Source organism: Actinomyces sp. S4-C9, from assembly GCF_000758775.1.
In the GTDB taxonomy this organism is placed as follows: domain Bacteria; phylum Actinomycetota; class Actinomycetes; order Actinomycetales; family Actinomycetaceae; genus Gleimia; species Gleimia europaea.
In genome coordinates, this window is record NZ_JRMU01000004.1 from 56,536 (window position 1) to 83,246 (window position 26,711).

The following is a 26,711-nucleotide window of genomic DNA, read 5'->3' on the forward strand; positions in this document are numbered from 1 at the left end:
ACCTTTTGTTAATGGATGGTCTAACCATCTGTAATGGGAATATTTCGAAAACACGCAACGTTGCGCGCACGAAAATGCTGACAGATAAACACTACCCAAGTGAATGCGGTTTTGCTCAACAGTTCACCGTTGTGCACAATTTCCCAGCCGCATGACGCGGCTCCTCACTTTTTCCCGAGCAGTGCTGAGATTTAGAAGTTAGCAACCGTCGTAAGACTCGAGCGCCTCAACCTTTTGTGCGGAAGGAGAGCTCGTATCAAACTCGTAGCCCAACCACTCCTTTGCGAGGCGCCGTGCCAACTCAATACCGATAACACGCTGACCGAAGGTTAGAACCTGAGCATTGTTAGACAGGATCAAACGCTCAACTGAGAACGAGTCATGAGCCACCGAAGCGCGAATGCCTGGCACCTTGTTGGCAGCCATTGCCACACCCATACCGGTACCACAAACGAACAGGCCACGATCAGCCTTGCCTTCCGCGATCATGCGAGCGGCCTTGACCGCAACATGCGGGTAGTCGATATCTTCACCGGCGTGAATACCAGCGTCAATCACCTCGTCTACGCGCTCGTCAGATTCGAGGTCTTTCTTGAGAATTTCCTTGTAATCAAGACCCGCAGAATCCGCGGCAACAACTATACGAAAACCCATAAATGTCTCCCTCCTTGGAGCATGTGGCGTGCATCGTCGGCATCAATGTATCACAAAACTTGTCACTTTTAACAAATCTTGTTTTAGAAATAACATCAACGCCTTGAAGTCAGTATACAAATATGACCCCGGTCACGGGGTCATATCGCAGTATTTGAAACTAGGGTTTCATATTTTGTTACATTCCGGCCTCGTAGCTTATTGCGTCACGGCTTCGCTACGATTACCCTCGCTCCCGAATCCTGAAGCATTTGTACATCTTCCTCACTGGTCTGCGAGTCAACGACAATCACGTCAACATCGGCAAGCTTGCCAAAGGAATACATAGCGCGGCGCTTGAACTTAGTGTGATCCAAAAGCAGAATCGTCAGCTCAGACGACTCCATCATTTTTGCCTTCACCGCTGCAACGTCTGCGTACGGGTGGTAGACCGTCCCGTTCCTAATACCCGAAGCCGAGATCAAGCAAATATCGGCGTGCACGGCCTCCAAATTGCTAATGGTTACGGGCCCCATGGTGGCAGCGGCCCAAGACTGGTATTCACCGCCCAGCACGAGCAGAGAATGACGTGATTCCTCTTCCAACTCACGGGCAACAAGTAAAGAGTTGGTGATAACCGAAATCGGGGCGCTTTCTGCCAGCTCTCGCAATACCCACACTCCAGACGTCGAATCGTCTAGCATCACCGAACTGCCCGGGGGAATAAGCGCCACAACCGCCTTGGCAATCTGCTTTTTTGAGGTGGCTTCCTGCTTCAAACGATACGAGGCCGTGGCCTCATGCAAGCCCGAGGCTGCCGCCACAACCTTCCCGCGATGCTTATGCAAGATCCCAGCGCCCTCAAGGGCCGCCACATCGCGGTACACCGTCATCAGTGACACACCGGTGTAGGTGGCAAGGTCTTCAACCGAGACTTCACCGTGCTCAATGACGCGTTTCGCTATCGCGCGCCTGCGCTGACTCTGATCGCCCAGGTGCCGGTTCATCTTCGAAATCAGCTTCGATTCGCCCTCGCTCACTTTTGTCCTTTTCCTGTTGCAACCCCAGCGTCGGAACTGCCCGGAACCATATCCGCGGCCCGCTTTAGAAGTTTGCCAGCTGGTTCCCAGTACGTCACTGATTTCAAAGTTGCATCTTCGAACTGCAGGCTGGTTAGCGAGGCCAACGAGCATTCACGCTTTCGCGGATCGTGCCACAGTGGGCGTCCCTCCACGAACGAACGCAGGGTCCAAATCGGAAGCTGATGAGAAACCATCAGCACCTCCCCACCCTCGAACTGCGAAAGCACATCCGAGGTGGCGGCACTCATGCGAGAAACCAAATCCGAATACGGTTCTGACCAAGAGGGCTTCAACGGGTTCACGTAGCGCTTCCAATACTTCGGATGAGCCAGAATCAGACGGTTACGGTTCACAGCCTCGCCCTCGAACGTATTCCACGCCTCCACCAGACGCTGGTCGCTCAAAATCGGCAGATCGTACGCGCGGGCCGTGGGCAGAGCCGTCTGCTGCGCGCGAAGGAGCGGCGATGAGACCACGCCCGTAATCTCGTGGCCACTATCCACAAGAACTCTGGCTACCTCACTTGCCATCTGCCGGCCAAGTTCAGTCAAACCAAAGCCGGGCATCCTCCCGTACAAAATCGCTTCGGGATTATCCACTTCCCCGTGGCGCATCAAATGAATAACGGTTCGCAAAGCCGGCCTCCGATATCGTGACATATAGAAAAGGCCCCGCAAGTCGGGGCTTTTTCAAATGAAGAACTACTTCTTGTTGCGGCGCTGGTGGCGCGTCTTGCGAAGCAACTTGCGGTGCTTCTTCTTCGACATACGCTTGCGACGCTTCTTAATCACGGAGCCCATACGGCCCTCCTAAAACTATGGCCTTACCTTTAACCAAACATAGAGAATCTATAGAAAATTCGCCCAATTTGTCAAACAAAGCCCACCCGTTATGACCCAGCTAACGGTAATCAGGCAAAAGCGCGCGCGATTCCCCCGCTCAATAACTGGTTTTCAACGGCGTGTGAACATTCCTCCTATAAATTAGTAAAGTTAGCGCATAAGTGTTTGAAGGAGGCAGCCTTGGATCCCTTTGCGCCTGGCGGCGAAACCGCCCCGCGGGACACCCCTGCCCCCAGCTATCCAAACATTGCGCCAACCGCGATCTATCAGGCGCACGAGCCCACACTCCGCGAGCGGTTTCGAGGCAAAATCGACCATTGGGCGAAAGCCTACCCGGCGCGCCTGGCGATGATAGTTTTTGCCTCCATCATCGCGGTAACTACCGCGTTGCTCAGCCTGCCAGTCGCAACCCAATCCGGGCAGCGCGCCCCCTTCGCAGACGCCCTGTTTAACGCGACGTCTGCAGTTGCCGTTACCGGACTTGCCAGCGTAGATACTGCGAACTACTGGTCACTATTTGGCCAGATCGTGCTGGCAACCGCGATCTCAATCGGTGGCATGGGAGTTATGACCATGGCATCGATACTTGGCCTCGCGGTGTCTCGCCACCTTGGCCTCACCCAACGCATGCTGGCCGCAACAGAAACCAAAACAGCTGCGCTTGGCCAAGTTGGTTCGCTACTCCGCATGGTTATCCTGACCGCTTTCGCCATGGACTTCCTACTATTCGCAGTACTGTTCCCCCGCTTCCTCGCCCTGGGCTACGAGTTCACCGAGGCCCTCTGGTACGCCATCTTCATGGCCATCTCAATCTTCAACAATGCCGGATTCGTAGTCATTCCCGAAGGCCTGGAACAGTTCACCTCGGACCTGTGGGTCATTGCGCCGATCGTCGTAGGAACCGCGGTGGGCGCGCTTGGCTTCCCGGTCATCATGGATCTGACCCGAAACTGGAAGCAGCCCCGCCACCTCACGCTTCACAGCAAGCTCACGATCACCACCTACATCACGCTTGCCATCGCCGGATCACTGATTATCGGGGCTCTCGAATGGAACAACACAGGCGGCATGGGCGTGCTGTCCGTGCAAGACCGGATCGCGCACTCCGTGCTCGCCGGAGTAAACGGACGCTCCTCGGGAATCTCCATTTTGGACGAGGGGCAAATGCGCGCGACCACCTGGTGGATTCAAGACGCGCTCATGTTCATCGGCGGCGGCTCCGCATCAACGGGTGGCGGCATCAAGGTGACCACTCTAGCGGTCCTCGCCCTCGCCGTCCTCGCAGAAGCGCGCGGTGACCGCGACATTGAAGCATTCGGACGCCGCATCTCCTCTTCAACTGTGCGTCTCGCAGTTGCGGTCACAATGATCGGCGCATTCCTCGTTGGCGTCGCCACGATGATCCTCCTAGCCATCACGCCATACTCGCTGGACCGCCTGCTATTTGAAGCCATAAGCGCATTCGGTACGTGCGGCCTATCCACCGGCATCACCGCGAGCCTGCCCGACGCGGGCAAACACACCCTTTCTGCGCTCATGTACCTGGGGCGAACCGGCCCCATGACCATTGCTGCTGCCCTAGCCCTGCGCGAACGCCGCCGCGTGATTCGCCAACCGCAAGAAAACCCGATTATCGGCTAGAAGCCCCTTCACGCCTTACACTTGAGTGGAACTGATATGAACTTGCGAAACTGCAAACGCAAAGTTTTAGGGAGGAAACGTGGCTGAATCCGATTGGAAACAATCGTCCGGCACGCTCGTAATCGGCCTAGGGCGCTTTGGATCCGCTGTAGCGGCCACGCTTGGGCGGCTGAAGCGTGAGATCATGGCCGTCGAATCAGACCCGCGCAAAGTGCAGATCTTCGCCGGCCGTATTCCACTTGTGGAGGCCGATGCCACCAACATGGAGGCGCTTGAGCAGCTCGGCGCACGCGAGTTCTCCTCCGCCGTGGTCGGCGTGGGCTCCTCCCTCGAAGCATCGGTGCTTATCACCGCTAACCTAGTGGACCTAGGGATCCCCTCCATCTGGGCAAAAGCAACCTCGCGCGAACACGGCCGCATTCTGCGCCGCATCGGCGCCCACCACGTTGTCTACCCCGAGTTTGACGCTGGCCAGCGCACCGCCCACCTAGTTGGCGGCCGCATGCTTGACTACATCGAAATGGACAAGCAGGGCTTTGCCATCATGAAAATGCGCCCGCCAAAAGAAGTGCAGGGCTTCACCCTGGAAGAATCTGACGTTCGCGCCAAGTACGGCGTCAACGTACTTGGAGTTCTGCGCCCCGGCCGTGCTTTCGAATACGCGTCCTCCGACACGCGTATTGACCGCGAAGACATCATCATCGTCTCTGGCGATGGCTCACTTTTGGAGTACTTTGCCAACCGGCCGTAGAGCTATTTCCCCGGCTAAAGTAATCACCTCGTAAATGAAAGTGGCGGCTTCCCTCGAAACCCTAAGGAAACCGCCACTGTTCTTAATGCCTCTAACCCATCGCAGATAGCCGGCGCTGGCTAGTCCGCATCTTCTTTGGCTTTTGCCTTCCGGGCCTTCACGCGATCCTTTTCAAGATTCGCAGCCACGTCCTCCACGTAAATGTACTTGCCGCGGTCAAGACGCTCATATTCCTTCTGCCCTGCCGGATTTGGTCGAGGTGGAATCTCCACCGGATCGGGCTCAATACGCTTCCACGGAATCTCATTCAACAGATCGTTAATAACGTTGATGCGCGAACGCTTCTTATCTTCCGACTCAACTGTGCGCCAACGCGCCCACGGCGTATCCGTTGCTGCAAACATAGCGTCTTTCGCGCGCGAGTACTCCTCCCACCTCGTAATCGATTCCACGTCAATCGGGGAGAGCTTCCAGCGCCGCATCGGATCGGATGAACGGGAGCGGAACCGCGCCTCCTGCTCATCTGCGGACACCGAGAACCAGTACTTAATCACGCGAATACCATCATCTACCAGCATGCGTTCAAACTCGGGAGCCTGACGCAAGAACCGGTGGTATTCCTCCGGCGAGCAAAAGCCCATCACGCGCTCCACGCCCGCACGGTTATACCAGGAGCGGTCAAAAATAACGATCTCCCCAGCTGACGGCAGATGCTGAACGTAGCGCTGGAAGTACCACTGCGTACTCTCTCGCTCCGTCGGCTTTGGAAGTGCAACCACGCGCGCGTGGCGCGGATTCAAGTACTGGGTGACGCGCTTAATCGCAGAGCCCTTGCCCGCGGCGTCGCGCCCCTCAAACAGGATGATGATGCGTTCACCCTTTGCAATAACCCACTGCTGCATCTCAACAAGTTCAGCCTGGAGCCGCTTCAGCTCCTTCTCGTAAGCCTTCTTATCGAGCTTAGGCAGATTATCGTTTCGCGAAATACTATCGGTGCTTGACATGCCTCAACTCTAACGCGCGCAGCCCACGCCCTGTCCGGTTTGGCAAGATTACATAGCCCTGCCCCTTGTTTTGGTGGTTTCAATCCACAAAGTAAGAGCGGCCAGATTTCTTGTCCGTACCCACTGCTAACCTTTTATTAGCGAAAGAAAGAAGAGGCCGTGGCGAAGAAACCTACCGAACACTTTGAGTGCAGCGAATGCGGCTGGACCACCACCAAATGGGTGGGCCAGTGCCGCGAGTGCAGCGCGTGGGGCACCTTGGAACAAACCCAAGTTTTGGAGGCTGCGCCGCAAGCTGGAGGCGCAAAGGCACTCACCCCATCTTCTCCCGCTGCTCCGATCTCGAAGGTATCCGCCGAGGTTGCGCGCTACCGCTCCACCGGGGTTTCCGAGTTCAACAGGGTTCTTGGGGGCGGCATTGTTCCCGGTGCCGTGGTTCTACTGGCAGGCGAGCCAGGGGTTGGTAAGTCCACGCTCCTGCTTGACGTCGCCGCTCGTTCCGCTGCAGATGCCGTGGGCAATGGGCCCGTTCTCTATATTTCTGCAGAGGAATCAGCATCTCAGATTCGCCTGCGCGCCGAACGCATCGGGGCGCTTCACGACAACCTGTTGCTGGCTGCAGAAGCAAACCTTGAGACCATCTTGGGACACGTCGACTCCACAAACCCCTGCTTGCTGATAGTGGACTCTGTGCAAACCATTTACACGCTCGACATGGAGGGCTCTGCGGGCGGGGTATCTCAAGTGCGCGCGGTTGCGGCCCGTCTCATCAGAGCCGCAAAAGAACGCAACCTACCCGTCATCCTGGTTGGCCATGTCACCAAAGACGGCGGCATTGCCGGCCCGCGCATTCTTGAACACCTGGTGGACGTAGTCTGTCAGTTCGAAGGTGACCGCCACGCGCGACTACGCCTACTTCGCGCAGTCAAGAACCGCTACGGACCCACCGACGAAGTGGGGTGCTTTGACCTGCGTGACTCCGGAATCGTGGGCCTGCCCGACCCGTCCGGCCTATTCCTTTCCCACACCGAAACAACTACGCCCGGCACGTGCATCACCGTCACCCTGGAGGGGCGCCGCCCCATGCCAACCGAAGTGCAAGCCCTAGTTGCCCACACCAACGCGGGCAGTCCGCGGCGAACCACCTCAGGAATTGACCATTCGCGCGTAGCCATGATGCTTGCCGTGTGCCAAGCCCGCCTGGGCGTGGACACCTCCACCACCGACGTGTACGTGTCCACCGTCGGCGGGGCAAAAACCTCCGAACCGGCCGCCGACATGGCCACCGCTCTCGCCATCATGTCCGCCGCGTGGAACAGGCCCATCAAAACCGAGCTTGTAGCCATCGGAGAAGTAGGACTGACCGGCGAGATTCGAGCAACAGCCGGCGTGCAACGCCGCCTAACCGAAGCTGCGAGACTAGGATTTAAACAGGCCATCGTTCCCAGCACTGGAAGCGAAGACCTCAAAGCAGTTAATGGACTCATCATCTATCCGGTGACCGATCTGGCAACGGCCGCCAAAGTCGGACTCACCCCACCAGACAACGCAGGGCGCAAAAGAAAAGAATGACCATGACAACCGCAGAACACGAAACCATGCGCAAAGCCCTTAAGGCACTCGCCCCTGGCACCGACCTACGCGAAGGCCTTGAACGCATCCAACGCGGGCACACCGGTGCCCTCATCGTGCTCGGCTATAATAAAGATGTAGAAGCCCTATGTTCGGGCGGCTTCGAACTCGACGTCGCATTCTCCGGCCCGCGCCTGCGTGAACTTTCAAAAATGGATGGCGCAGTCATCATCTCTTCCGACTACAAACGCATCCGCCGCGCCAATGTGCAACTAATCCCCCACGCCGCCGTACCTACCGTGGAATCTGGCATGCGTCACCGCACCGCTGAACGCACCGCGCGGCAAACCGGACTGCCCGTCATCTCCCTCTCCGCCTCCATGCGCGTCATCACCGTCTACGTGGGCTCGCTCAGGCGCAGCCTAGAGGAACCCGAAGCCCTGCTCTCACGCGCCAACCTAGCCCTTGACACGCTAGACCGGTACTCGCAACGCCTTGAGGAAGACCTGGCCACCCTCACCGTGCTCGAGCAACGCGAAACCGTTACGGTTCGCGACGTCGCCACCACCCTCCATCGTATGGAAATGATCAGGCGCATTCACACTGAGATTTCTGGCTACCTTGAAGAACTGGGCACCGAAGGCCGCCTCATCGAGCTGCAGCTCGATGATCTCCTCCGCGGTTCCGCATCCGAACGCGCCCTCCTAATACGCGATTACATCCGCCAGCCCGAACGCATCAGCGAAGCCGAAACGGAACTGTCCAACCTCGATAGCGAAGGCATGGTTGACCTCGCCCGCATTGCTGCAGCAATCGGCCAGCCCGTAGTTGACGCATCCGACTTTGACCGTGTTGTATCCCCCCGTGGCTATCGTTCCCTCACCATGGTTCCGCGCCTGCCCTGGAACATCATCGAACAGCTCATTAAAAAGTGGGACACGCTCACTAAACTGCGTGAGGCCACCGTAGAAGAACTGCAAACCATCGAGGGCGTCGGCCCCTATCGAGCCAGCCTCATCTGCAAGTCACTCAACAGGCAACATGCAGCGGCATCAGCCGAAGCCGTCGGCTGGTAACTACAGGCCCATCGGATGGTAACTGCGACTATTCTTCTTGCGGCTCCACAACCTGCACCAGCAGGTCGGCCTTAGCAACACCCAAGTAGCCCACGTGCAACACGTACGTGCCCGCGGCGCCCACACTGCCCGCCTCACAACTCTCATAATCGTGGCCATCCCAGGACAGCGTTGTATTCCAGCTACGGTTCGGGCCAATCAAAAGTGGAAGCGACGCGTCCGGCGAAGCACACTTCAAGGTGTCAACCAACTCATAGGAACCCGATGTTACCCGCACGCCAAGTGACTTCGCTGACCCATCTGCAAGACACGCGTCCGCGCCCCGATTCGTCACCGTAACCGCTGCATTCCACGGGCCGCCAACGGGGATAGACCGATCATAATTAGTGATCTTAAAGTCCAGATCCGCAGCGCGACACTCTGCAATGGGCTTCACCGCGTCCTGTTCTTGCACAGCCTGCAAGCTCTGCTGGCGTTGCTCCAAGCTCTTCGTAGCCGAAGCACTCAGGAAATAGATTCCCAATCCCAAAGCCGCCAAAATTAGGAGCACCACAGCGATCAAATGCCCCCGCGTCAGCGCCACACCGGGCCGCGCAACCCGCGCCGAGCGCGATCCCCCCTTAGCGCTACGAGTAGTGGCCTGAGACTTGTTCGACTGCGCGGGTAGCTTTCTCGACACTGCGGGGCGTTGGCCAGCGGCCGCGCCACCTTTAGCACTCCGCGGCGTTCCACTCGCGGGCCTGCGAGCCGAGGAGCTACCGCTCCTGCCAGACGAGGACTGGGACCTCGAAAATGAATTACCGGACGGAGACCTGCGCGAGGTTGAGGGGCGTGAGGATTTTGCGGACCTGCTACCACTACTTTGGGGCCAAACTTCCCAGTCGCCTCGGCCTTTGCCGTTACCATTCTTTGGAACCACTAGCTAACACCCTGCTCTACACCAGACGAACCCGCATCTTCGTCATCATCCAAATGACACCAACGCTCAACCACGAACGCCACCACCAGTAACGCCGCGGCCCCTAAGGCCGACAAAATAGCGCCCAACATTGACGTTTGCACGTACTCGGCGTGCGCGTTACGGAGCATCGCCAGCACCGCTCCAAAAAAGAATCCGATCGCGGCGGCAGATACCCACGCCGCCGAATACGCGAACATCGCAACGTTCATCGCTCCCGTGGCACTAATGCGCCGAGGCTCTCCCTTTCGAAGCGCGTGCACCCGGCGTCCAAAATAGAACAGCACCGCGGCAATGCCCAAGAAAAGAAGTCCCGTGTACGCAGTGATCATGAGCGTTGGGAGTATCACCGCTACCGCCGCCCCCACGGCCGTGGCAGCGGCAAATAGGATGACGATACTGGATACACTCAGCGGCTTCACGACGTCTCATTCTCTTCGCCTCGCTTCACAATCGGGATGGTGCCCGTAACTGTTGGGCGAACGATCGTGCGACGCGACGGTCGGACAGGCTCCTCAGACAACGGGATGAGGCCAGATGCGAAATCCTCTGCCAACCCCGACTCAAGGCGTGGCCTGTGCGCAGAAGCGTCATCCTCCTGGCGCTCATCAGCGCGGTGTAGCTCGTCAGGCTCGTCGATAGTCCTCTGCTCAGGTATCCGATCCCAGTGAGGCAAGCCGATATCGCGGTCATTAACAGACCTCATCTGTTGTGCACTATCACCAGAGATTTGATGCTGACCCGCAACAGGAGTTGACGCAGATGGAGCGGACTGTGCTTCTCTTTGCTTTAGTGAAGGTCTCGTTGCTGACCCTTGGGAGGGGGCACGCGGAGGTAGCGGCATCCAGCGAGGTTTCGCCTTTGGTGCGGATTCCTCCTCCTCTAGAGAGGACACCCAAGCGACATGCCCATACATCTGGCCATCAGTTGGCGTGGCATCCTCTTGGTTCACCTCGTTCCTTCTGCCCCCGGTGGGTTTGTGGGTTATATCCGCCTTCTTCCGAAAACCCATTTGCGGCAATACACGCGTCCTGCCGTTATTCTCCTCACGCCCAACGCTAACGCCCAATACGGTTGCGCGGAAGATCGCATCATCACGGGCAGCGTCTTCAACCCACTGGGTTGCAACCTGTTCAATGTCCTGATCCGCGATTTCCGGCACCAAAACGTCCACGCGGCCATAGCGACCAACACGCGCATTCGGGTCGATCTGAAGCCAAGGCACCAGCACAAATGCACGCTCGTGGGCACGCGGATGCGGAAGTATAAGCTTTGGATCATCACTACGGAGCGATCCGTACGTGATGATGTCGAGGTCCAGGGTACGCGGCCCCCAATGCTCGGTGCGCACGCGCCCAAATGCGTTCTCGATCATCTGCGTAGCATTGAGCAGATCTAGCGGAGCCAGCGCGGTGCGTACCTGCGCGACGGCGTTGTAGTAGTCGGTCTGCGCCGCCTGACCGGGCGCGAGCATAGGCGCGGACCGGAACAGCGCCGACAAGCCAGTCACAGAAATATCCGGCATGGCATCGAGCATGAGGACGGCCTCTGCGAGTGTCTTCCACGGCGTTCCCAAGTTGGCGCCCAGAGCAATTATGGCAGTAACCGGCTCCGCCGGAGTTTTCGTCAGCCCCTCGTGATCTACATACGAGTTCATGAGCGTGGCGTGCAGCGGTGACGACAGGGCAGGCAGCGATGGTTTAACCGATTTCGATACCGGACGCGGATCTCCTACCTGCCAATCTTGCATGGACCGAGCAATGGGAGTGCAAGCTGGATTTTCCAGGTTTTGTTCCAGCTGCTTACGATGAGCGGCAAGCCACTGTTCGCGCTCCGCGCGGCGTTTCGCTGTGTTCATCATCTGCGCGTGCAAGGGAGAATCCGAGTCTGTCAGCCGCGGTTCAGCCGCTACTGTAGTTTCAACCTTCGGCGTGCGCGTATTGGTGGGGCTACGCTTTGCCTCGTGCTTCGCACTCCGAGCAGGCCGGGGAACCTTTACCTCATTCTTTGACTTATCTGCCTTCAACTGGTCGTACACGCTACCTGGACATTTAGGCAACGCGCTGACCTGGTGTTCTCGACCCACCTGGCCCGCAGAGTGCGCGTCAGCTCCGCTGCGCGCAACCGTTGGCTTAGCTTTTCCGCTCATAGCAAGCGAGCCGACCGCAGACATTGCTAATCCGGGCTCAGAAGAAGTTTTTCGCGTGCGGCTGATGGTCACGGAAACGTCAGAAAACTCAAGACCTATCGGAGCGTCAGGCTTGTGCACCACGACTTCAACAATTTGCACCACCTCATACATCAGCACAACTTGAGCGATCCTCTGCGCGAGCGTCTCAATTAGCGAAACCGGCGGCCCGGCAAGGACTGCGCTCACTTCGGCGGCGACCTCGGAATAGTCAACCGTTTGGGTCAAATCGTCGCCACGCGCTGCGCGCCGTGTGTCCAGGTACATGATCACGTCAACAGTGAACTTCTGGCCCTCGCGGCGTTCAAACGCATAAACGCCATGCCGCCCAGTGGTGGTGAGGCCCAAGATTTTGATTACGTCAAGGTCGCTCTTACCGCGATCCATCATGAGCCTCCCTTCTACCAATCGTTCCAAATTATTTCACAGATGCGCGATTCCACTGCTCGGCCGCGCGCAGGGCGGCCAAATTTCCTCTCGCTTCGTGAACCCGCACAGCCCACGGGCGCCACTTGGCGATCAGCGCGGTGAGGGCAACCGTCAGCTCATCCACATCCGCCAACTCGTCTGCACAGCTCTTAATGAAACGTTTCCGCGAGTGTCCAATCAGAAACGGAAATGGGGATCTGGCAATCATTTCGTCAAGGCCGCCCAGCAGCTGCCAGTCAGCCTCCATAGTTTTCGCAAACCCGAGGCCGGGATCCAGCACGATCCGCTCCGGCTTCACTCCGGCGGCCAACACGGCCTCAACCTGGCGGTCAAGCTCGCCAAGCACCGTATCAACGCTACCAGTTTCGAGGATGTCCTCATCCGGCGCTCCCGGAAGACCGCGCCAATGCTGAATAATGCACACCGCGTCCGTATCCGCCATAATCCGCGCCATCTGTGGGTCCCAGCAGGCACCGGACACGTCGTTAATGATGTGCGCACCGGCCTCACACATTGTTTGCGCAGTTGCCGCGTGGACCGTATCTACAGACACCACCACGCCCTCGCCTACCAGCGCGCGCACCACATCCGCGATGCGTGAGATTTCTTCACCGGCGCTGATGCGCTTCGAGTTTGGCCGGGTTGATTCACCTCCCACATCGATAATGTCCGCGCCCTGGCTTACCAGTTTCAGACCGCGCGATACCGCCCGGTCTGTAGCAAACCACTTTCCGCCGTCCGAGAACGAATCCGGCGTTACATTCACAATGCCCATCAGTAGCGTGCGGCCCTCAGGTAGCGAAACGCCGTGGAATTGGGGAGCTAGAAAGCTCATTACTTGCGTCCTTCCATCACCAAGGTCATGATTTCCTGGCGGGTTGCCGGCGAGTTCATCACGCCGCGCAATGCCGACGTGACAGTCCACGAACCCGGCTTGCGCACGCCGCGCATAGTCATGCACATGTGTTCGGCCTCAATAATCACGCAAGCGCCCTGTGGCTTCAGCTTAGTCACGAGAGCGTCCACGATCTGCGACGTGAGGCGCTCTTGCACCTGCGGGCGACGCGCGTAGCCCTCCACGAGGCGCGCGAGCTTAGACAGCCCCGTCACCGTGTTGTTAGCCGGGATGTAAGCCACATGCGCCTTGCCGTAGAACGGGAGCAGGTGGTGTTCACAAACCGAATAAAAATCGATGTCGCGAACCAGCACCATCTCTTCGTGTTCCACCCGAAAATGCGTCTCCAAGTGTACGGACGGATCCTCTTCCAAACCACCCACGATCTCTGCCCAAGCCCGGGACATGCGCGCCGGGGTGTCAACCAAACCCTCGCGGGAAGGGTCTTCCCCGATCGCTACCAGCAGGTCACGCACGGCACGCTCAACACCAGCCGCGTCATAAGCCATGGCTATTCGCCCAGTCTTTCCTGCGGACTCGCCTGCTGCGGGGTTTGCGGCTTCGCGGATGAATCCGAAATCCCCACCGGATCTCCCCACTTCGTCCCCTCAACCGCAGCATCCGCCTGGTAGTTCCACACGGGGCGTTCGGCTTGCTTAATGACGTCCTTGAAAATCTCTTCAAGCTCGTTCTCACTCAGCGTCTCTTCATCCAGTAGGCGCTGGGCCAGCGTGTCAAGCACGTGCCGGTTCCGCGTGAGGATCTGCCAAGCCTCGCGAGCCGCGTGGTCAAGTAGCGTCCGCACCTCCTGGTCAATCATCGCAGTGATCGCATCGGAAGTCTCGTGGTTTTGGCCTCCGGCCTGCGTAGCAAACGGCTCCGTGTCAGCAGCGCCAAGCTTCACCAGGCCCAAACGTTCAGACATGCCATAGTCCGTAACCATTGCGCGAGCCGTAGTCGTGGCCTTCTCAATATCGTTTGACGCGCCCGTAGATGGGTCTCGGAACACCAGCTCTTCCGCAACGCGGCCACCCAACGCATACACGAGGTCATCCAACAACTGGTTGCGCGTCTTCGAGTAGCGATCTTCCGTGGGCATCACCATCGTGTAACCGAGCGCGCGCCCGCGCGGCAAAATCGTCACCTTCGTCACGGGCGCCGTGTAACGAAGCGCCGCAGCACACAGGGCGTGACCGCCCTCGTGGTAGGCCGTGACAGCCTTATCGTGTTCGTTCATCACGCGCGTGCGCTTTTGCGGGCCCGCGATCACGCGATCGATGGCCTCATCCAAGGCCCGGTTATCAATCAGATCCGCATTTGAACGAGCCGTCAGCAACGCCGCCTCGTTAAGCACATTCGCCAGGTCAGCGCCCGTGAACCCCGGCGTGCGCTTCGCAATCTGGTACAAGTCCACATCCGCAGTCAAAGGCTTACCCTTCGCGTGAACCTTCAGAATTTCAAAGCGGCCTCGCATATCGGGAGCCTCAACCGCGATCTGACGGTCAAAACGACCCGGACGAAGCAAAGCTGGATCAAGAATATCGGGACGGTTGGTAGCCGCAATCATGAGGACGTTAGTGCGGTCATCAAAACCGTCCATCTCCACCAGCATCTGGTTTAGTGTCTGCTCCCGCTCATCATTGCCACCGCCAATACCGGAGCCACGGTGACGGCCCACCGCGTCGATCTCATCGACAAAAATGATTGCCGGAGCGGCCTTCTTCGCCTTATCAAAAAGGTCACGAACGCGCGACGCGCCCACGCCCACGTACAGTTCCATGAACTCAGAGCCAGACATTGAGAAGAACGGCACATTAGCTTCGCCCGCAACCGCCTTTGCCAGCAGCGTCTTACCCGTACCCGGAGGGCCATACAGCAGTACGCCGCGTGGCACCTTTGCCCCCACCGCCGTGAACTTCTCGGGGTGAGCCAGGAACTCGCGGATCTCCTGTAGCTCCTCCACCGCCTCGTCCTCGCCCGCAACATCTGCGAACGTGACCTCGGGATTCTCGCGGTTAAACTCCTTTGCCCGCGACTGGGCAAAACCGCCCATCATCCGGCCGCCCGCCGCTCGCGTAGTCAGCCAATAAAAGCCCGCCAACAACAGCAGGATCGGGATCATCAGCTGCAAAAGCGAACCAAACAGGCTTGGCTGCGGGTTCAAAACGTTATAGCCGGCCTTCGCATCTACTTTCTCCACCAGGCGGAGCATGCTCGGGCCCTGATCCTTTGAATACACGAAAGTGACCTGCTTACCGTGGTTCACTTCCCTGTCATCCTTTGAAGTCGGCTTATGCACGAAATCCTCAGTCAGCTTGAGCTCCACGCGTTGCGCCGGGTCATTCACCACCACGCGCTCAACCTTGTCAGAGCGCAGCAACTCCACGCCCTCATAAGTCTCAATCTGCGCCGGCTGGAACAGTCTCCACACCATCCAACCAACCAGGAAGAAGATCAACAACGGCACCGCAATGGCAGCCCAATTCGGCGAATCTTTCTTCTTCGACTTCGAATCCTTCTTGTGCACCGGTCGCTTCACGTAAGGACCCTTTCAAATAGCTTCGAGAAATTCTCTTAATTGTAAACGTGGGGAGCAAGAGTCCCAATGAACGGCAGGTTGCGGTACTTCTCCGCATAATCCAGGCCGTAACCAATCACAAACTCGTTCGGAATATCAAAGCCCACGTACTTCACATCAACTTCGACCTTAGCCGCCTCCGGTTTACGCAGCATCGTGGCGATCTCCACCGACGCCGGACCGCGCGAGGACAGGTTCGATTTCAACCAGGCAAGCGTGAGGCCCGAATCAATAATGTCTTCAACAATCAACACGTGCTTATCCGTCAGATCCGAATCAAGATCCTTCAAAATCCGCACAACACCCGAAGACTTCGTGCCCGAACCGTATGAAGACACAGCCATCCAATCCATTTCCAGCGGCGTAGAAATAGCGCGCGAAAGATCAGCCATCACCATAATCGCGCCACGCAAAACACCTACCAGAAGAATTTCCTTACCCTCGTAATCGCGATCAATCTCCGCCGCCATTTCTACCAGACGCGCATCGATCTGCTCCTTTGTGAACAAAATCTTTTCGAGGTCAGAACCCATGTCGGATGCTTGCATTTTCATCTCCCGTGAAAAGTTAGTGATTGGTACTTCCAGTCTTGCACAAATCAGCTGGTTTTCATTATTTTTATCAGCCGGCGAACACGGCCTTCTCGCTTGCAATCCGCGCCCCCGTGTGCTTGCGGTTCGCGACTGGGGGCACTGCCCGGATGTGACTGCTGAACGCCCTGGGAACCCGGTTGGTTACATCCCGATTCACGCTCGCGCCAAGCCTTGACACCGCCGGGCAAATCAATCGGATCGCCCCCCTCGAAACCTACAACCAACTTATCGAGAGCACTAATGTGGGCTTGCGTGAGCGGCGCCGCACCCGCGCGTTGCGCCGCATCCTTCAACACCCGCGAGCGCACCGCCAGCGGTAAGCCCGCTAAATCTTCAACCACTAGATCTTCACCCGGAAGCCAGCACCGGCCCGCCCACTCTTCCAGCGCGCTCGCATCCGCATCCAGAAGCTGCGCCGACCGCGCCAGTAGCGGCACGACATCGCGTCCGAGTGCTTCCCCCAGCGCGGGGATCACGCGATGGCGTACCGCTACCCGAGGCAGAGGCCCCCCATCCGCGCGCGCCCAACCACCCTGCAGACGGTTTGACGGATCCTGCACCGGCTCCAAACCGAGCTCGGCGCACATCCCCTCCGTGTCCCACCGCCGCACTCCGAGCAACGGGCGAACCCACGTGCGCGAGGACGGCGCGCCCTCGCGCACTACCTCCCGCATTCCCGACAGCGACCGCGCGCCCGAACCCCTGCCTAACCCGAGCAGCACAGACTCCGCCTGATCGTCCATCGTGTGACCCAAAAACACCACCGCGCCCGCGCCCGAGTTTTCCCGCAGCGCCAAGTAGCGTGCCTCGCGCGCTGCAGCCTCCACGCCCCCCTCGCTACCAACGTTTACGGTCACCACGCGGGCCGCGATCCCCCAGCGTGCCAACACCTGTCGGGTTTGCTCCGCCTCCGCCGCAGACTCCGCACGCAACCCGTGATCCACAATCACCGCGCGCACCTCAGCGCCCATCCGACCTCCCAAATCTGCCACTGCAAACGTGAGCGCCAAGGAATCCGGACCACCCGAACAGGCAACCACCCACTCGCCCGGTGTTAAACCGTTACGCTTCACCACATCCCGAAGCGCCAACGTCACCGCCCTCGTATGTTTAGGCGGCGTAGAACCAATCAACTGAGAAACCATGAACTATAACTTCGCGAGCGCAAGGGCAAAATCGTCAATTGCCGGGCGAGTAAACACCGCACCGTCCTCCATACCGCTTGACTGCACGTGGAATGCCAACACGCGACCCCGCTTCGTCATCACAAAACCGGCCAATGACGAAACCTCATCGAGAGTACCCGTCTTCGCATTCACCTGAGCCCCCGCGAGATCCCCCTCGAATCGCTTATTCAACGTTCCCGAAAAATGACCCACAGGTAAATCACGCACAATGTTAAAAGCGGCTGGCACACCCGTATCCTGCAGGTACAGCAGGGACTCCACGAGCGTTCGCGGACTCACCTTGTTCGCCACGTTCAACCCGGAACAATCCACCACGCTCAGCCCGCCGGCGTACACGCCGGTCTTTTTCACCTGCTCCACAAGATTTCGCGCGGCATCCTCCAGTGTTGATCCCGCGCCCTGCGCCACGCTGCTCAACCGACACAACTGTTCAGCAAGCGTATTATCCGAATCCATCAGCATCATGCGGGTCATCTGCGAGATTGGAACGGAATGCACCTGCGCAAGCAGCTCACCCTTCCCGTCATACGGCTCGCTCGACGCCTCCAGCTCCACCTGCACGCCCGCACTGTTCAGCGCCTCCTGAAGCGCCTGCGCCACCTGCGTTGCCGGATCATCGTAATAAGGCTGGTACCCGCCCCCCGGTATCTGTCCGCGATCAATCGCGAAAGGAGCAACATGCCCCACCCAATCCTCCAAGCCATTCGTCAAAGCCAACTCGCGCGTTGGCCCCTCAAAAATGTGCTCGTGAAACACCAGTTTTCCCGGGAAACGCTCGTTGCCCTCCAACGCCTTAACCGTGGCGGCAGCCAAATCAGCCACACCGGCCCTACCATTCGCCTTCGGCCCCCCAACGCCCGCAACTAGAAGTAGATCACCCTCACCCACTAGGTGAAGCGCTCCGGCCTCGTCAATGAAAACACGTGTGGAAAGAGTGGCGGCTGGATCCAAACTTTGCGCCGCGTTAATCGCCGTCAAAATTTTAATGGTCGAGGCCGGGGGCATCGGTGTCTGCCCATTTTCATCAAGCATAACCTCGCCGGTTAAAACGTCCGCAACATACACGCCCGGTGTGAATTTTTGCTCCTTACCAGCCCGCTCCAACGCCTCCCATGCGGGTGCAAGTTCACGAGGATCAACAGGTGGCGCATCCGCGGCCATCTGTGCGCTAATAGCATCGCTGAGCTGCACAGATTCCCTCAAAGGAGGCTCTTTACCAACAATCGGTTTTGTCTTAGTCAAAAAACCGGGCACAACATCGTTAAGATCGGCATAAACATATCCGGCTATGCACGCAATAGCTATGAAAACGCTTAGAATCACGGTAACAGTTCTTTTTAACACGTGCCCTCCAGTCACTTGACACCCTAAGTGTAAAGCGTTTTTCACGGCCCCTAGTCAGGTAATCTGGAGATCACACTAAGCGAAGGGAAGAAACAGTGGAATTCGACGTCACTATTGAGATTCCAAAAGGCAACCGTAATAAATACGAAGTTGACCACGAAACAGGGCGCATCCGCCTTGACCGCATGCTGTTCACCTCAACACGCTACCCCGATGACTACGGCTTCATTGATCACACGCTCGGCGAAGACGGCGACCCGCTAGACGCACTAGTCATCCTTGAAGAACCCACCTTCCCCGGCTGCGTAATCCGCTGCCGCGCACTCGGCATGTTCCGAATGCGTGACGAGGCCGGTGGCGACGACAAGGTCATCTGCATCCCATCCGGAGACCAGCGCGCATCATGGCGTACGGAAATCGATGACATTTCTGAATTCCACCGCCTTGAAATCCAACACTTCTTCGAGGTCTACAAAGACCTCGAGCCCGGCAAATCCGTTGAGGGCGCACACTGGGTTGGCCGTCAAGAAGCAGAAGCGGAGATTCGCCGCTCCTACCAGCGCGCCAAAGAAGCCGGCTTCTAAACCCGGCCGCGCGCAAAACAATTAGTTGGAGGTTCGCCCCAAGGGCGAACCTCCAACTAATTGTCTATAGAGCCACTTAGCAACCTCTGCGCTTGCCGCGCGGTATTACTAGCGGCGTAATCTGCTAATTATGGGCGTCCACCATACGGTACAAGGTCACCGTAACGAAGCGGATTCAACCGAACGTAGTCACCTGGAACCGTTGCCTCAACCATCATGCCTCCACCGGCATAAATCGCCACGTGGTAGATACCACTGGTTGAACCACCGGGACCATAGAACACGAGGTCACCCGGCTGCAGATTATTAATAGAAACGCGCTGGGTAGCCCAGTACTGCTGTTGGGACGTACGCGGCAACGACACACCTTGGCTGGCCCAAGCCGTCATGGCAAGACCCGAGCAGTCATAACCGCCAGAACCAGTTCCACCCCAGAGGTAAGGCACTCCGATGCGGGCCTTCGCAAAGGCCACAGCACCCGGGCCACCTGAGCTGGCCTGAGCAGCCTCAGCCGCACGACGAGCCTGCTCCGCGGCCTCGGCTGCACGACGAGCCTGCTCTGCAGCCTCGGCCTGGCGACGAGCCTCCTCGGCTGCACGCGCCTCCGCGGCACGCCTTTCCTCTTCAGACTTACGCTTAGCTTCGGCCTCTTCACGCGCACGCTGCGCAGCCGCTTCCTCTAGAGCCCTGGTGGAGTTTTCACTGGCCTGATCGCGCGCGGAGCTCTGATTAGCGTTCTCTGCTTGACGGGCAGACTCAGCCTGATTCACCAAGCCCTGACTGCGCTCGACGCGAGCCCTGTTAGCGGCCTCCTGGCGCGCATTTTGTGAACGCTCGATCTGCGCCTGTCGCTCTTGTTCCGCCGCAATCGAAGTGCTACGACGCTGCGCCAACTGCGCAATCAAACCATCACGACGCTGCTGCACCTGCGCAACCGCGGCCTGCCTATCATCAGCGAAAGCTTGGATCTCCTGCGAACGCTTCTCTACCTCAGCCTGTGCCTCCTGCACACGCTTCTCCGTAGCGGCTGCCTGATCTTCCATCGCCTTCGCAACCTGGTGCATAGCAGCCACGCGCTGGAGCTTCGCATCCGTAATCTGCGACACCGTGTCAACGATCTTGCCGCGGCGCTCCATGTCCGCCAGGCCATCCTTGGTCAAGAACGGAGCCAGGCGCTGGGCATTACCAGAGCCAGAGCGATAAGTAGTCTGGGTGAGGGCCGCGAGCGTTTCACGCTCGCCCTTGTATTTGTCCCACGAAGACGCCACAGCGTCTTTCGCGGCCTTCGCATCGGCCTGCGCCTGAGCCAACTGCGACTGAGCAACAGCAAGTTCTTCAGCAACCTGCTGCACCCTCACGTTAGCTTCGGCAGATTCGGCAGATACCTTTGCAAGTTCTACCTCGAGCTGCGCAACCGACAGATCGCTATAGTCATCGTCAGCGACAGCCAAACCCGGCAACACCAACACGAGACTTGCAGATACCGTAAGCGCAATCACCGCGCCTTTACCAAAGTACTTACTCACTGAACACGATCTCCAGTTACAAAACCCATCCACGAATGCAGACTGCTAATTACTCTTACCCAAGTTACCGCAACACCGCCCCTCATTTCCACAAATCGTAGCCGCAGTTACACAAATCCTCGGCGTGTCGCCTTGAATCTCAACATTTTTCGCTTTGAAAAGTTTGTTACATGACCGTTTCGAAATTGCCTAGCAGGCACCCACGTATTTTACGGAGTAAGAGTTTAAGCTCGTTGTATGGGCGATATTAATCCGAAAGCCGGTTTTGGCAAGTATCCTGTTCCCCGCGCGGGCCAGTGGAGCCCCGATGTGCTCGGTCCCGGCTTTAAAGCACAAACCCTGCAGCTTCTACCCGATGATGAGGGCGAAGTCCTCGCCACCATCGTGCGACATGACGCAGGCCGCGACCCCCACGCCCTCGAAGGCACCCCGAAAGAACCAATATTCAAAGCACTCTACATTCACGGGTGGAACGACTACTACCACCAGCGCGAACTCGCCCGGCAAGTAGCCCTAGCAGGGGGACAGTTCTTTGGCCTTGATCTGCGAAAATACGGACGATCTTGGAGAAAGAACCAAACCTTTGGCTGGACGCAAAACCTGGCTGACTACGACGAAGACATCGCCGAAGCCCTACTAATCATGGGCGAAGACCTGCCCATAGTTTTGATGGGGCACTCCACGGGCGGCCTCACCGCAACGCTGTGGGCGGCGCACCACCCAGGGCGCCTGGCAGGACTGTGGCTTAACTCAGCCTGGCTAGAACTCCAAACTTCCTCTATAGCGCGCGTGCCCACAAAACAAGCAGTACAACTAATTGCATCGCGCGAGTCCCGCCGGGTTCTTCCCACGGGTGGTAACGACTTTTACGGTATTTCTCTACGAGGGTGGAACAAAGACGACGGAGAGATGCCAAGCGACCTCGTGCCCTACAAAGATGATCCATCACTAGCCGGCTGGGGGCTTATTCCCGAGTGGAAAGCCACTGGACGGTCCATATACGCCGGCTGGCTTGCAGCCGTCATCACCGGTCACCAAGAAGTGGCAGGCGGGCTCGATATTGACTGCCCTGTTATGAATATTTCTTCCACGCACACTTATGAGGGCTCTGAATGGAGTTCCGACGTGCGCTACCAAGACACTGTGTTAGACGCGGACTTGATTGCCGAGCGCGGAGCGCGACTGGGCAAGAACGTCCTCATTCGCCGGTTTGGAGGCGTGCATGATCTGGCGCTTTCGATTCCTCCCGTTCGCCGGCAGCTGTGGAGCGCCACGCTCCAGTGGATTCGTTTCGCCGTTTTAGGGCAAGAAACCTTTGCGCAAACCGAATCAGCCGACCTGTTTCGCCTGCGAGTGCCAAAGCCTTCGGACGTGCAGATAGCACCAAAATAGGGCGTGGCACGAAAGGCCGCACACTAACGGAGATTAACCGCGACGGCGGCGACCCCGCCTGGGCTTACCCAAATGTAGATATTCGTCTCGAATCTCACGGTTGATCTCTTCAAGAGACTCCGCAAGCGTTGGGCCAAGCGCGTCACCTAGGCGCCAGTTTTGCCACCCGTCAAACCTACTATAACCGCTGACCATTGCTGCGGCCTCGTTTGGATCTTTTGTTGACCATCCCAGTGAAGAAATAAGACCACTTGGCGCCAGTGTTGCCGTGTGCAAACCGTTTTCGCTCTGACACACGAGCGCGGTGTCCTGCCCAAGAATTCCAGCAATCACCTCGAGGCCATCCACGTCCGGTTGAAGCTGTGGGACCTCTTGTGCAGACGGTTGCGGCTCGACTTGGCTCACCTGCGCCGATTCAGCCTTGAACGCAGGTTCCGGCGCGATCTCTGCCTCTGCTGTCCCGTGAGCAGACTTGACCTCTGGCTCTACAGGCGCTGGTCCCGCCTCTACTTCCGGTTCTACAGATTCGCGCGTAGCTTCTGACGAGGCAACCTCTTGTGAGGTGCCCTCCTCCCACGGGTCAAAGGACCGCGGGTCGGCCGAATGCCTACCGGTTGCTCCCTCAGCCTCCTCAACTGAATCCGTTTCATTGTTCTTGCGTTCAAGCTCCAGTGACTGCGGGGTGGATCTCAGAAGCAGGTTCGGGTTGTGCCCGTAAAGCCGCGGGCCTACCGCCTCAACGTCGATGAACTTGCGCCCATTCGACATTTCGCGCACCGAGATTTCGTGAACCTCCACGCCCGACGACGCCAACACGTCCAGTGCGGGGCGCACAGAATCACTAATTTTCCCAGCCACGAGGATCAACCGCGGGCCGGGCGCGGGAGACGGCGGCATGGCGTCGCGAAACTCGGTCCACCCAGCGCGAAAACCCGGCATACCCGACGGGTATTGCGCGGCAAGATCGTTCCACCCCAGCGAGGCGGTGTCAGCCAGACGAGACAAGGAATCGATCATGGTTTGCGAATCCAGTTGCTCAACCACCTCGATAGAGACAACCTGCCCGGACGCGTCCAAAGCCGTAAGACGCGGCTCGCCCCCATCTCGGCCTGCTCCTACCCCGCCGGCATCTTGCCAAAAAATGGGGAACAGCGCACGGCCAACGATCTGAAGCACCTGCTCGCGCACCGACGCCAAAATGTCGCTAGCTATTTCACCGGGCACACTTCGGCCGAAGTGGGCAGGGATCAAGTGACCGTCATCAAATTCGAAAAGCGCCATTATCGTTCCGTCCTAGTCTGAGCTGATTCTATTGTGTCATGAACGCGGTGTGGTTTGACACCTCATTTCTTAGCTTGCAGACATTCCGAGCTGGTCCATGGACCGTTTTGGTTTTGTCTGATTAAGGACGCGAGGTGCACTCCGCCGCGCCCCGCCAACTGCCCTGCCTGGGTGCGGCAAGAAAAACCGTCGGCCAAATAAATCGCATCCGGGTGCTGGGCGAGGGTGGGGAGCAAAGACTGCTGCGCTACCTTTAGCGAGGTCTCATAGTGGCCCGCCTCCATTCCAAAGTTTCCAGCCAGACCGCAACATCCAGAGAGCTTGATCAGTTTGGCACCCGCGCGGTTTAACAGGGTCTCGTCCGCGTCCCATCCCATCACCGAATAGTGGTGACAGTGAGGCTGGGCCACCACCTCTTTACCCATCAAGTTAGGCATCCAATCCGTTGAATCAGGTCCGATGGGAGCAGGCGCCGTGAGGAGTTCTGCCAGTGTGTAGACAGCTGAGCTCACTGCTTCTACCTCTGCGTCAATGTTCAGGTCCAAAGCGTCATCGCGAAGTACCGCAGTGCAAGACGGCTCCACCCCAACGATCGGGATGCCGCCCAGTGCAAACGGGGTTAGCTGCTCGACAAGCGCGGTGATTTTTTCGCGTGCCGTATCGAGCTGCCCAGTTGTAATCCAAGTTAAACCACAACAAAGATCCTGCGGTGGTAACAGCGGCGTGTATCCGGCTAATACCAAGACCTCAATCATGTCTCGGGCACCCTCGTCATTAATGGACTGCGAGAACGAATCTGCCCACAGCACAACATACTTCTTCCCGTTATCGGATCGAGGTACGGAGCTGGTTTTACGCGCGCAAGTATGCTTTGGCGCCCAGTTGTTAAACAGATGGCTTTGCAAATGCGGCATCTGCCTGCGAGCGTCAATGCCGGCAATTTTGAATGCGAGATTTCGTATCGGAGGAATCTTCATTGCGGTATTAGATATCGCCGCCATTCCGGGGATGGTGGCGGTTAGCCTGGTCCACACCGGCAGGCGCCCAAGAAGATAGTGCGAGGCGGGGCGCACCTTTCCCCGATAGCGCCGGTAGTAGACCTCGGACCGGTATTTCGCCATGTCAATCCCCGCCGGGCAATCCGCCGCACACGCCTTGCAAGCAAGACACAGGTCAAGAGCGCGCGTCACGCGCGGATCATCCCACGTTGCGATGAGCTCACCGTTGGCTAGTTCTTCGAGGACCCGCGCTCGGCCCCTCGTGGAATCAATTTCATTCTTGGTTGCATTGAACGAGGGGCACATGAACTCCCCGCCCCCACTGTTGTCCGCGCGGCATTTAGACACGCCAGTACAACGGTGCACTGCAGTGGTGAAGTCCGCATCGTCGTGACGGAACTGGAATCCGGTTGCCGCTGGAATCGGTTTAGCAGCGGGGCGGCGCAACCCGATCTCAAGATTGTCAGGCGCTATCTCTTTTTGTAGTTGTTCAAACGCATTGTGATCCGGGTGTGAACCCGCAGGCCCCACCAGAGGTTGCGGCCGCGTTAATACTCCCGGGTTCATCAAGTTCTCCGGATCAAACAGATGCTTTACAGCCGCAAAAAGTTGGAGCATCTGCGGGCTGTACATGTATTTGAGTAGCTCGGACCTCGAGCGCCCATCCCCGTGTTCGCCGGACACGGACCCTCCGTATTTGCCCAGCAGTTTTGCACTGTCGATCAAGAACTTTTTGGATTTGCCAACTCCGGCCTGCGAACCAAGCGGCATATCTAGCCGAACGTGTACGCAACCATCACCAAAATGCCCGTACAGCAGCCCGTTAATCCCGTAATTATCCATGAGGGCGGTGAAGTCCTCCAGGTAGTCACCTAGGTTTTCTGGAGGGACAGCCGCGTCCTCCCAACCGGGCCAAGCCTGCTCATTTCCGCCCACAACGTTGCCGTCACTGTCCAGTTCAACGGGCGTGCGGCCACCAAGGCCCGCGCCGTCAGCACGAATGCGCCACAACCGAGCCGCATCCTCCCCGGGTGGATAGATTGCAACAGCACTCGAGTTTGCACTACCAGCCATGGCTTGGGCACGCCTCATCGCATCATCGAGGTCTGCGCCGCCGATCTCGCACATGAGCCACCCCTCGCCCGCGGGAAGCTCAGGCACGGCGCCGGGGCCCTTGTGTACGCGCACAACATCAACGAGGCGCTTATCCAGTCCTTCAACAGCGAGGGGCTTATGCGCAAGGATTGCGGGCACGTCCCGCCCGGCCTCGATCATGTTCGAGTACCCGATGGCCACGAGGACGGGGGCGCGCGGAATATCTACCAGCTTTACCTCTACCTCAAGCACGCACGCAAGCGTGCCCTCGGTTCCAACCAGCATGCCCGCTAGGTTGCCATCGTTTTCGGGTAGCAGGTACTCCAGGGAATAGCCGGATACTTGCCGTCCAAACCGACCCATCTCGGTGCGGATGGGAGCCAAGTTCGCCTCGATCAATTCTTGCAGGCCGGGAACAACGGCGAGACTTCCTTGACTTGCAGTGAAGTGGCGACCATGCCCGTCCACAACTTCCAAAGACACAATGTTTTCGGACGTCTTACCCCACGCGGTAGCGTGCGGACCACACGCATTGTTGCCCACCATGCCGCCGATTGTGCACCGGTTTTGCGTGGACGGATCCGGCCCGAAACGTAGCCCGTATTGCCCGGCCGCTTTCTGTAGCGTTGCCTCAATGCAACCCGGCTCTACAATCGCCGTCTTCTTTTGCGGATCAACCGAGATCACGCGGTTCATATGACGCAAGAAATCGATCACGAGGCCTGGGCCAATCGCATTACCCGCGCATGACGTACCCGATCCGCGGGGCGTAATCGGCATGCCCAGCTCCCGCGCAGTGTTGATAGCCAGGATGACCTCCGCCTTATCTACCGGGGCAAAAACTACGCTAGGAACCACACGGTAATTGCCGGCGTCCGTCGAATACAGGGCCCGCGCCGTGGTAGTGAAGTCGAGTTCGCCGCGGACGCGTCCAGACAGGTGGGAAGCAAACTCGCGCAAAACTTCGGTATCCGGCTGGTTAGGATCCGGATTATTCGGATAAAGCGTTTGAAACGACGAAGCAGGAGCAGTAGGCATACCTTCAGTGTGTCATGACCTTGC

Annotated in this window: 23 protein-coding genes; 6 read left to right on the forward strand and 17 right to left on the reverse strand. The window is 58.1% G+C overall.

Annotation, left to right across the window (positions count from 1 at the left end):
* Positions 1–198 precede the first annotated feature (198 nt).
* From HMPREF1628_RS01875 to HMPREF1628_RS08805, 4 genes are all read right to left on the reverse strand, one after another.
* Entirely contained in the window at positions 199–654 is a 456-nt protein-coding gene (locus HMPREF1628_RS01875) for a ribose-5-phosphate isomerase (protein ID WP_034499725.1), read from the reverse strand.
* A 206-nt stretch (positions 655–860) separates the two neighbouring features.
* Positions 861–1,673, reverse strand: coding sequence for a DeoR/GlpR family DNA-binding transcription regulator (locus HMPREF1628_RS01880; protein ID WP_156956821.1), 813 nt, complete (start codon positions 1,671–1,673; stop codon positions 861–863).
* Positions 1,670–2,374 (reverse strand): histidine phosphatase family protein, encoded by a 705-nt coding sequence (locus HMPREF1628_RS01885; protein ID WP_232219351.1) that lies wholly within the window; start codon positions 2,372–2,374, stop codon positions 1,670–1,672. The genes HMPREF1628_RS01880 and HMPREF1628_RS01885 overlap by 4 nt, the downstream gene beginning before the upstream one ends.
* Before the next feature lie 42 nt (positions 2,375–2,416).
* Positions 2,417–2,515 carry a 30S ribosomal protein bS22 gene (locus HMPREF1628_RS08805; protein WP_005504750.1) on the reverse strand — a complete coding sequence of 33 codons (99 nt, stop codon included), beginning with the start codon at positions 2,513–2,515 and terminating at the stop codon, positions 2,417–2,419.
* Positions 2,516–2,737: 222 nt separating this feature from the next.
* Here HMPREF1628_RS08805 and HMPREF1628_RS01890 point away from each other — a divergent pair, with 222 nt between their 5' ends.
* Both HMPREF1628_RS01890 and HMPREF1628_RS01895 read left to right on the forward strand, forming a co-directional pair.
* Positions 2,738–4,198 carry a TrkH family potassium uptake protein gene (locus tag HMPREF1628_RS01890; protein WP_034507169.1) on the forward strand — a complete coding sequence of 487 codons (1,461 nt, stop codon included), beginning with the start codon at positions 2,738–2,740 and terminating at the stop codon, positions 4,196–4,198.
* A gap of 79 nt (positions 4,199–4,277) precedes the next feature.
* Entirely contained in the window at positions 4,278–4,949 is a 672-nt protein-coding gene (locus HMPREF1628_RS01895; RefSeq protein ID WP_034507172.1) for a potassium channel family protein, read from the forward strand.
* A 119-nt stretch (positions 4,950–5,068) separates the two neighbouring features.
* On the opposite strand, the gene ppk2 is transcribed toward HMPREF1628_RS01895, so the two are convergent.
* Positions 5,069–5,953: a polyphosphate kinase 2 gene (ppk2, locus tag HMPREF1628_RS01900; protein ID WP_034507175.1), complete on the reverse strand. Its 885-nt coding sequence runs from the start codon at positions 5,951–5,953 to the stop codon at positions 5,069–5,071.
* 159 nt (positions 5,954–6,112) lie between these two features.
* Here ppk2 and radA point away from each other — a divergent pair, with 159 nt between their 5' ends.
* Together radA and disA are read left to right on the forward strand one after the other, a co-directional pair.
* On the forward strand, positions 6,113–7,525 hold the full coding sequence (gene radA, locus HMPREF1628_RS01905; protein ID WP_034507177.1) for a DNA repair protein RadA: 1,413 nt from the start codon (positions 6,113–6,115) through the stop codon (positions 7,523–7,525).
* Complete coding sequence (gene disA, locus HMPREF1628_RS01910) at positions 7,522–8,601, forward strand: DNA integrity scanning diadenylate cyclase DisA (protein ID WP_084703155.1); 1,080 nt, start codon at positions 7,522–7,524, stop codon at positions 8,599–8,601. Before radA ends, disA begins: the two co-directional genes overlap by 4 nt.
* A 28-nt stretch (positions 8,602–8,629) precedes the next feature.
* On the opposite strand, the gene HMPREF1628_RS01915 is transcribed toward disA, so the two are convergent.
* The 9 genes from HMPREF1628_RS01915 to dacB form a co-directional block, all read right to left on the reverse strand.
* Positions 8,630–9,280 carry a hypothetical protein gene (locus HMPREF1628_RS01915; RefSeq protein WP_156956823.1) on the reverse strand — a complete coding sequence of 217 codons (651 nt, stop codon included), beginning with the start codon at positions 9,278–9,280 and terminating at the stop codon, positions 8,630–8,632.
* A gap of 239 nt (positions 9,281–9,519) precedes the next feature.
* On the reverse strand, positions 9,520–9,981 hold the full coding sequence (locus HMPREF1628_RS01920; protein ID WP_034507182.1) for a DUF3180 family protein: 462 nt from the start codon (positions 9,979–9,981) through the stop codon (positions 9,520–9,522).
* Positions 9,978–12,137 carry a 2-amino-4-hydroxy-6-hydroxymethyldihydropteridine diphosphokinase gene (gene folK, locus HMPREF1628_RS08585; protein WP_198030381.1) on the reverse strand — a complete coding sequence of 720 codons (2,160 nt, stop codon included), beginning with the start codon at positions 12,135–12,137 and terminating at the stop codon, positions 9,978–9,980. The genes HMPREF1628_RS01920 and folK overlap by 4 nt, the downstream gene beginning before the upstream one ends.
* 28 nt (positions 12,138–12,165) lie before the next feature.
* Entirely contained in the window at positions 12,166–13,011 is an 846-nt protein-coding gene (gene folP / locus HMPREF1628_RS01930) for a dihydropteroate synthase (RefSeq protein WP_034507184.1), read from the reverse strand.
* Positions 13,011–13,580 carry a GTP cyclohydrolase I FolE gene (folE, locus tag HMPREF1628_RS01935; RefSeq protein WP_034507186.1) on the reverse strand — a complete coding sequence of 190 codons (570 nt, stop codon included), beginning with the start codon at positions 13,578–13,580 and terminating at the stop codon, positions 13,011–13,013. Before folE ends, folP begins: the two co-directional genes overlap by 1 nt.
* 2 nt (positions 13,581–13,582) lie before the next feature.
* Positions 13,583–15,610, reverse strand: coding sequence for an ATP-dependent zinc metalloprotease FtsH (gene ftsH, locus HMPREF1628_RS01940; protein ID WP_034507189.1), 2,028 nt, complete (start codon positions 15,608–15,610; stop codon positions 13,583–13,585).
* Between the two features lie 35 nt (positions 15,611–15,645).
* Positions 15,646–16,197, reverse strand: coding sequence for a hypoxanthine phosphoribosyltransferase (gene hpt / locus HMPREF1628_RS01945; protein WP_016444230.1), 552 nt, complete (start codon positions 16,195–16,197; stop codon positions 15,646–15,648).
* A 50-nt stretch (positions 16,198–16,247) separates the two neighbouring features.
* Positions 16,248–17,387: a tRNA lysidine(34) synthetase TilS gene (tilS, locus tag HMPREF1628_RS01950; RefSeq protein WP_052038767.1), complete on the reverse strand. Its 1,140-nt coding sequence runs from the start codon at positions 17,385–17,387 to the stop codon at positions 16,248–16,250.
* 3 nt (positions 17,388–17,390) lie between these two features.
* Positions 17,391–18,671, reverse strand: a complete 1,281-nt coding sequence (dacB, locus tag HMPREF1628_RS01955; RefSeq protein WP_198030382.1) for a D-alanyl-D-alanine carboxypeptidase/D-alanyl-D-alanine endopeptidase — start codon at positions 18,669–18,671, stop codon at positions 17,391–17,393.
* A 197-nt stretch (positions 18,672–18,868) separates the two neighbouring features.
* On the opposite strand from dacB, the gene HMPREF1628_RS01960 reads away from it, so the two are divergent.
* Positions 18,869–19,357, forward strand: a complete 489-nt coding sequence (locus tag HMPREF1628_RS01960; RefSeq protein ID WP_034507196.1) for an inorganic diphosphatase — start codon at positions 18,869–18,871, stop codon at positions 19,355–19,357.
* 128 nt (positions 19,358–19,485) lie between these two features.
* Here HMPREF1628_RS01960 and HMPREF1628_RS01965 read toward each other — a convergent pair whose 3' ends face one another.
* Complete coding sequence (locus HMPREF1628_RS01965; RefSeq protein ID WP_034507200.1) at positions 19,486–20,883, reverse strand: C40 family peptidase; 1,398 nt, start codon at positions 20,881–20,883, stop codon at positions 19,486–19,488.
* Positions 20,884–21,120: 237 nt separating this feature from the next.
* On the opposite strand from HMPREF1628_RS01965, the gene HMPREF1628_RS01970 reads away from it, so the two are divergent.
* On the forward strand, positions 21,121–22,275 hold the full coding sequence (locus HMPREF1628_RS01970) for an alpha/beta hydrolase (RefSeq protein WP_034507203.1): 1,155 nt from the start codon (positions 21,121–21,123) through the stop codon (positions 22,273–22,275).
* 33 nt (positions 22,276–22,308) lie between these two features.
* Here the strand turns inward: HMPREF1628_RS01970 and HMPREF1628_RS01975 are convergent, their stop codons facing one another.
* Both HMPREF1628_RS01975 and HMPREF1628_RS01980 read right to left on the reverse strand, forming a co-directional pair.
* The gene (locus HMPREF1628_RS01975) at positions 22,309–23,556 is read right to left on the reverse strand and encodes a hypothetical protein (RefSeq protein ID WP_052038768.1); all 1,248 of its coding nucleotides are present in this window, start codon (positions 23,554–23,556) and stop codon (positions 22,309–22,311) included.
* Between the two features lie 62 nt (positions 23,557–23,618).
* On the reverse strand, positions 23,619–26,687 hold the full coding sequence (locus HMPREF1628_RS01980) for an FAD-binding and (Fe-S)-binding domain-containing protein (protein WP_034507205.1): 3,069 nt from the start codon (positions 26,685–26,687) through the stop codon (positions 23,619–23,621).
* Positions 26,688–26,711 lie beyond the last annotated feature (24 nt).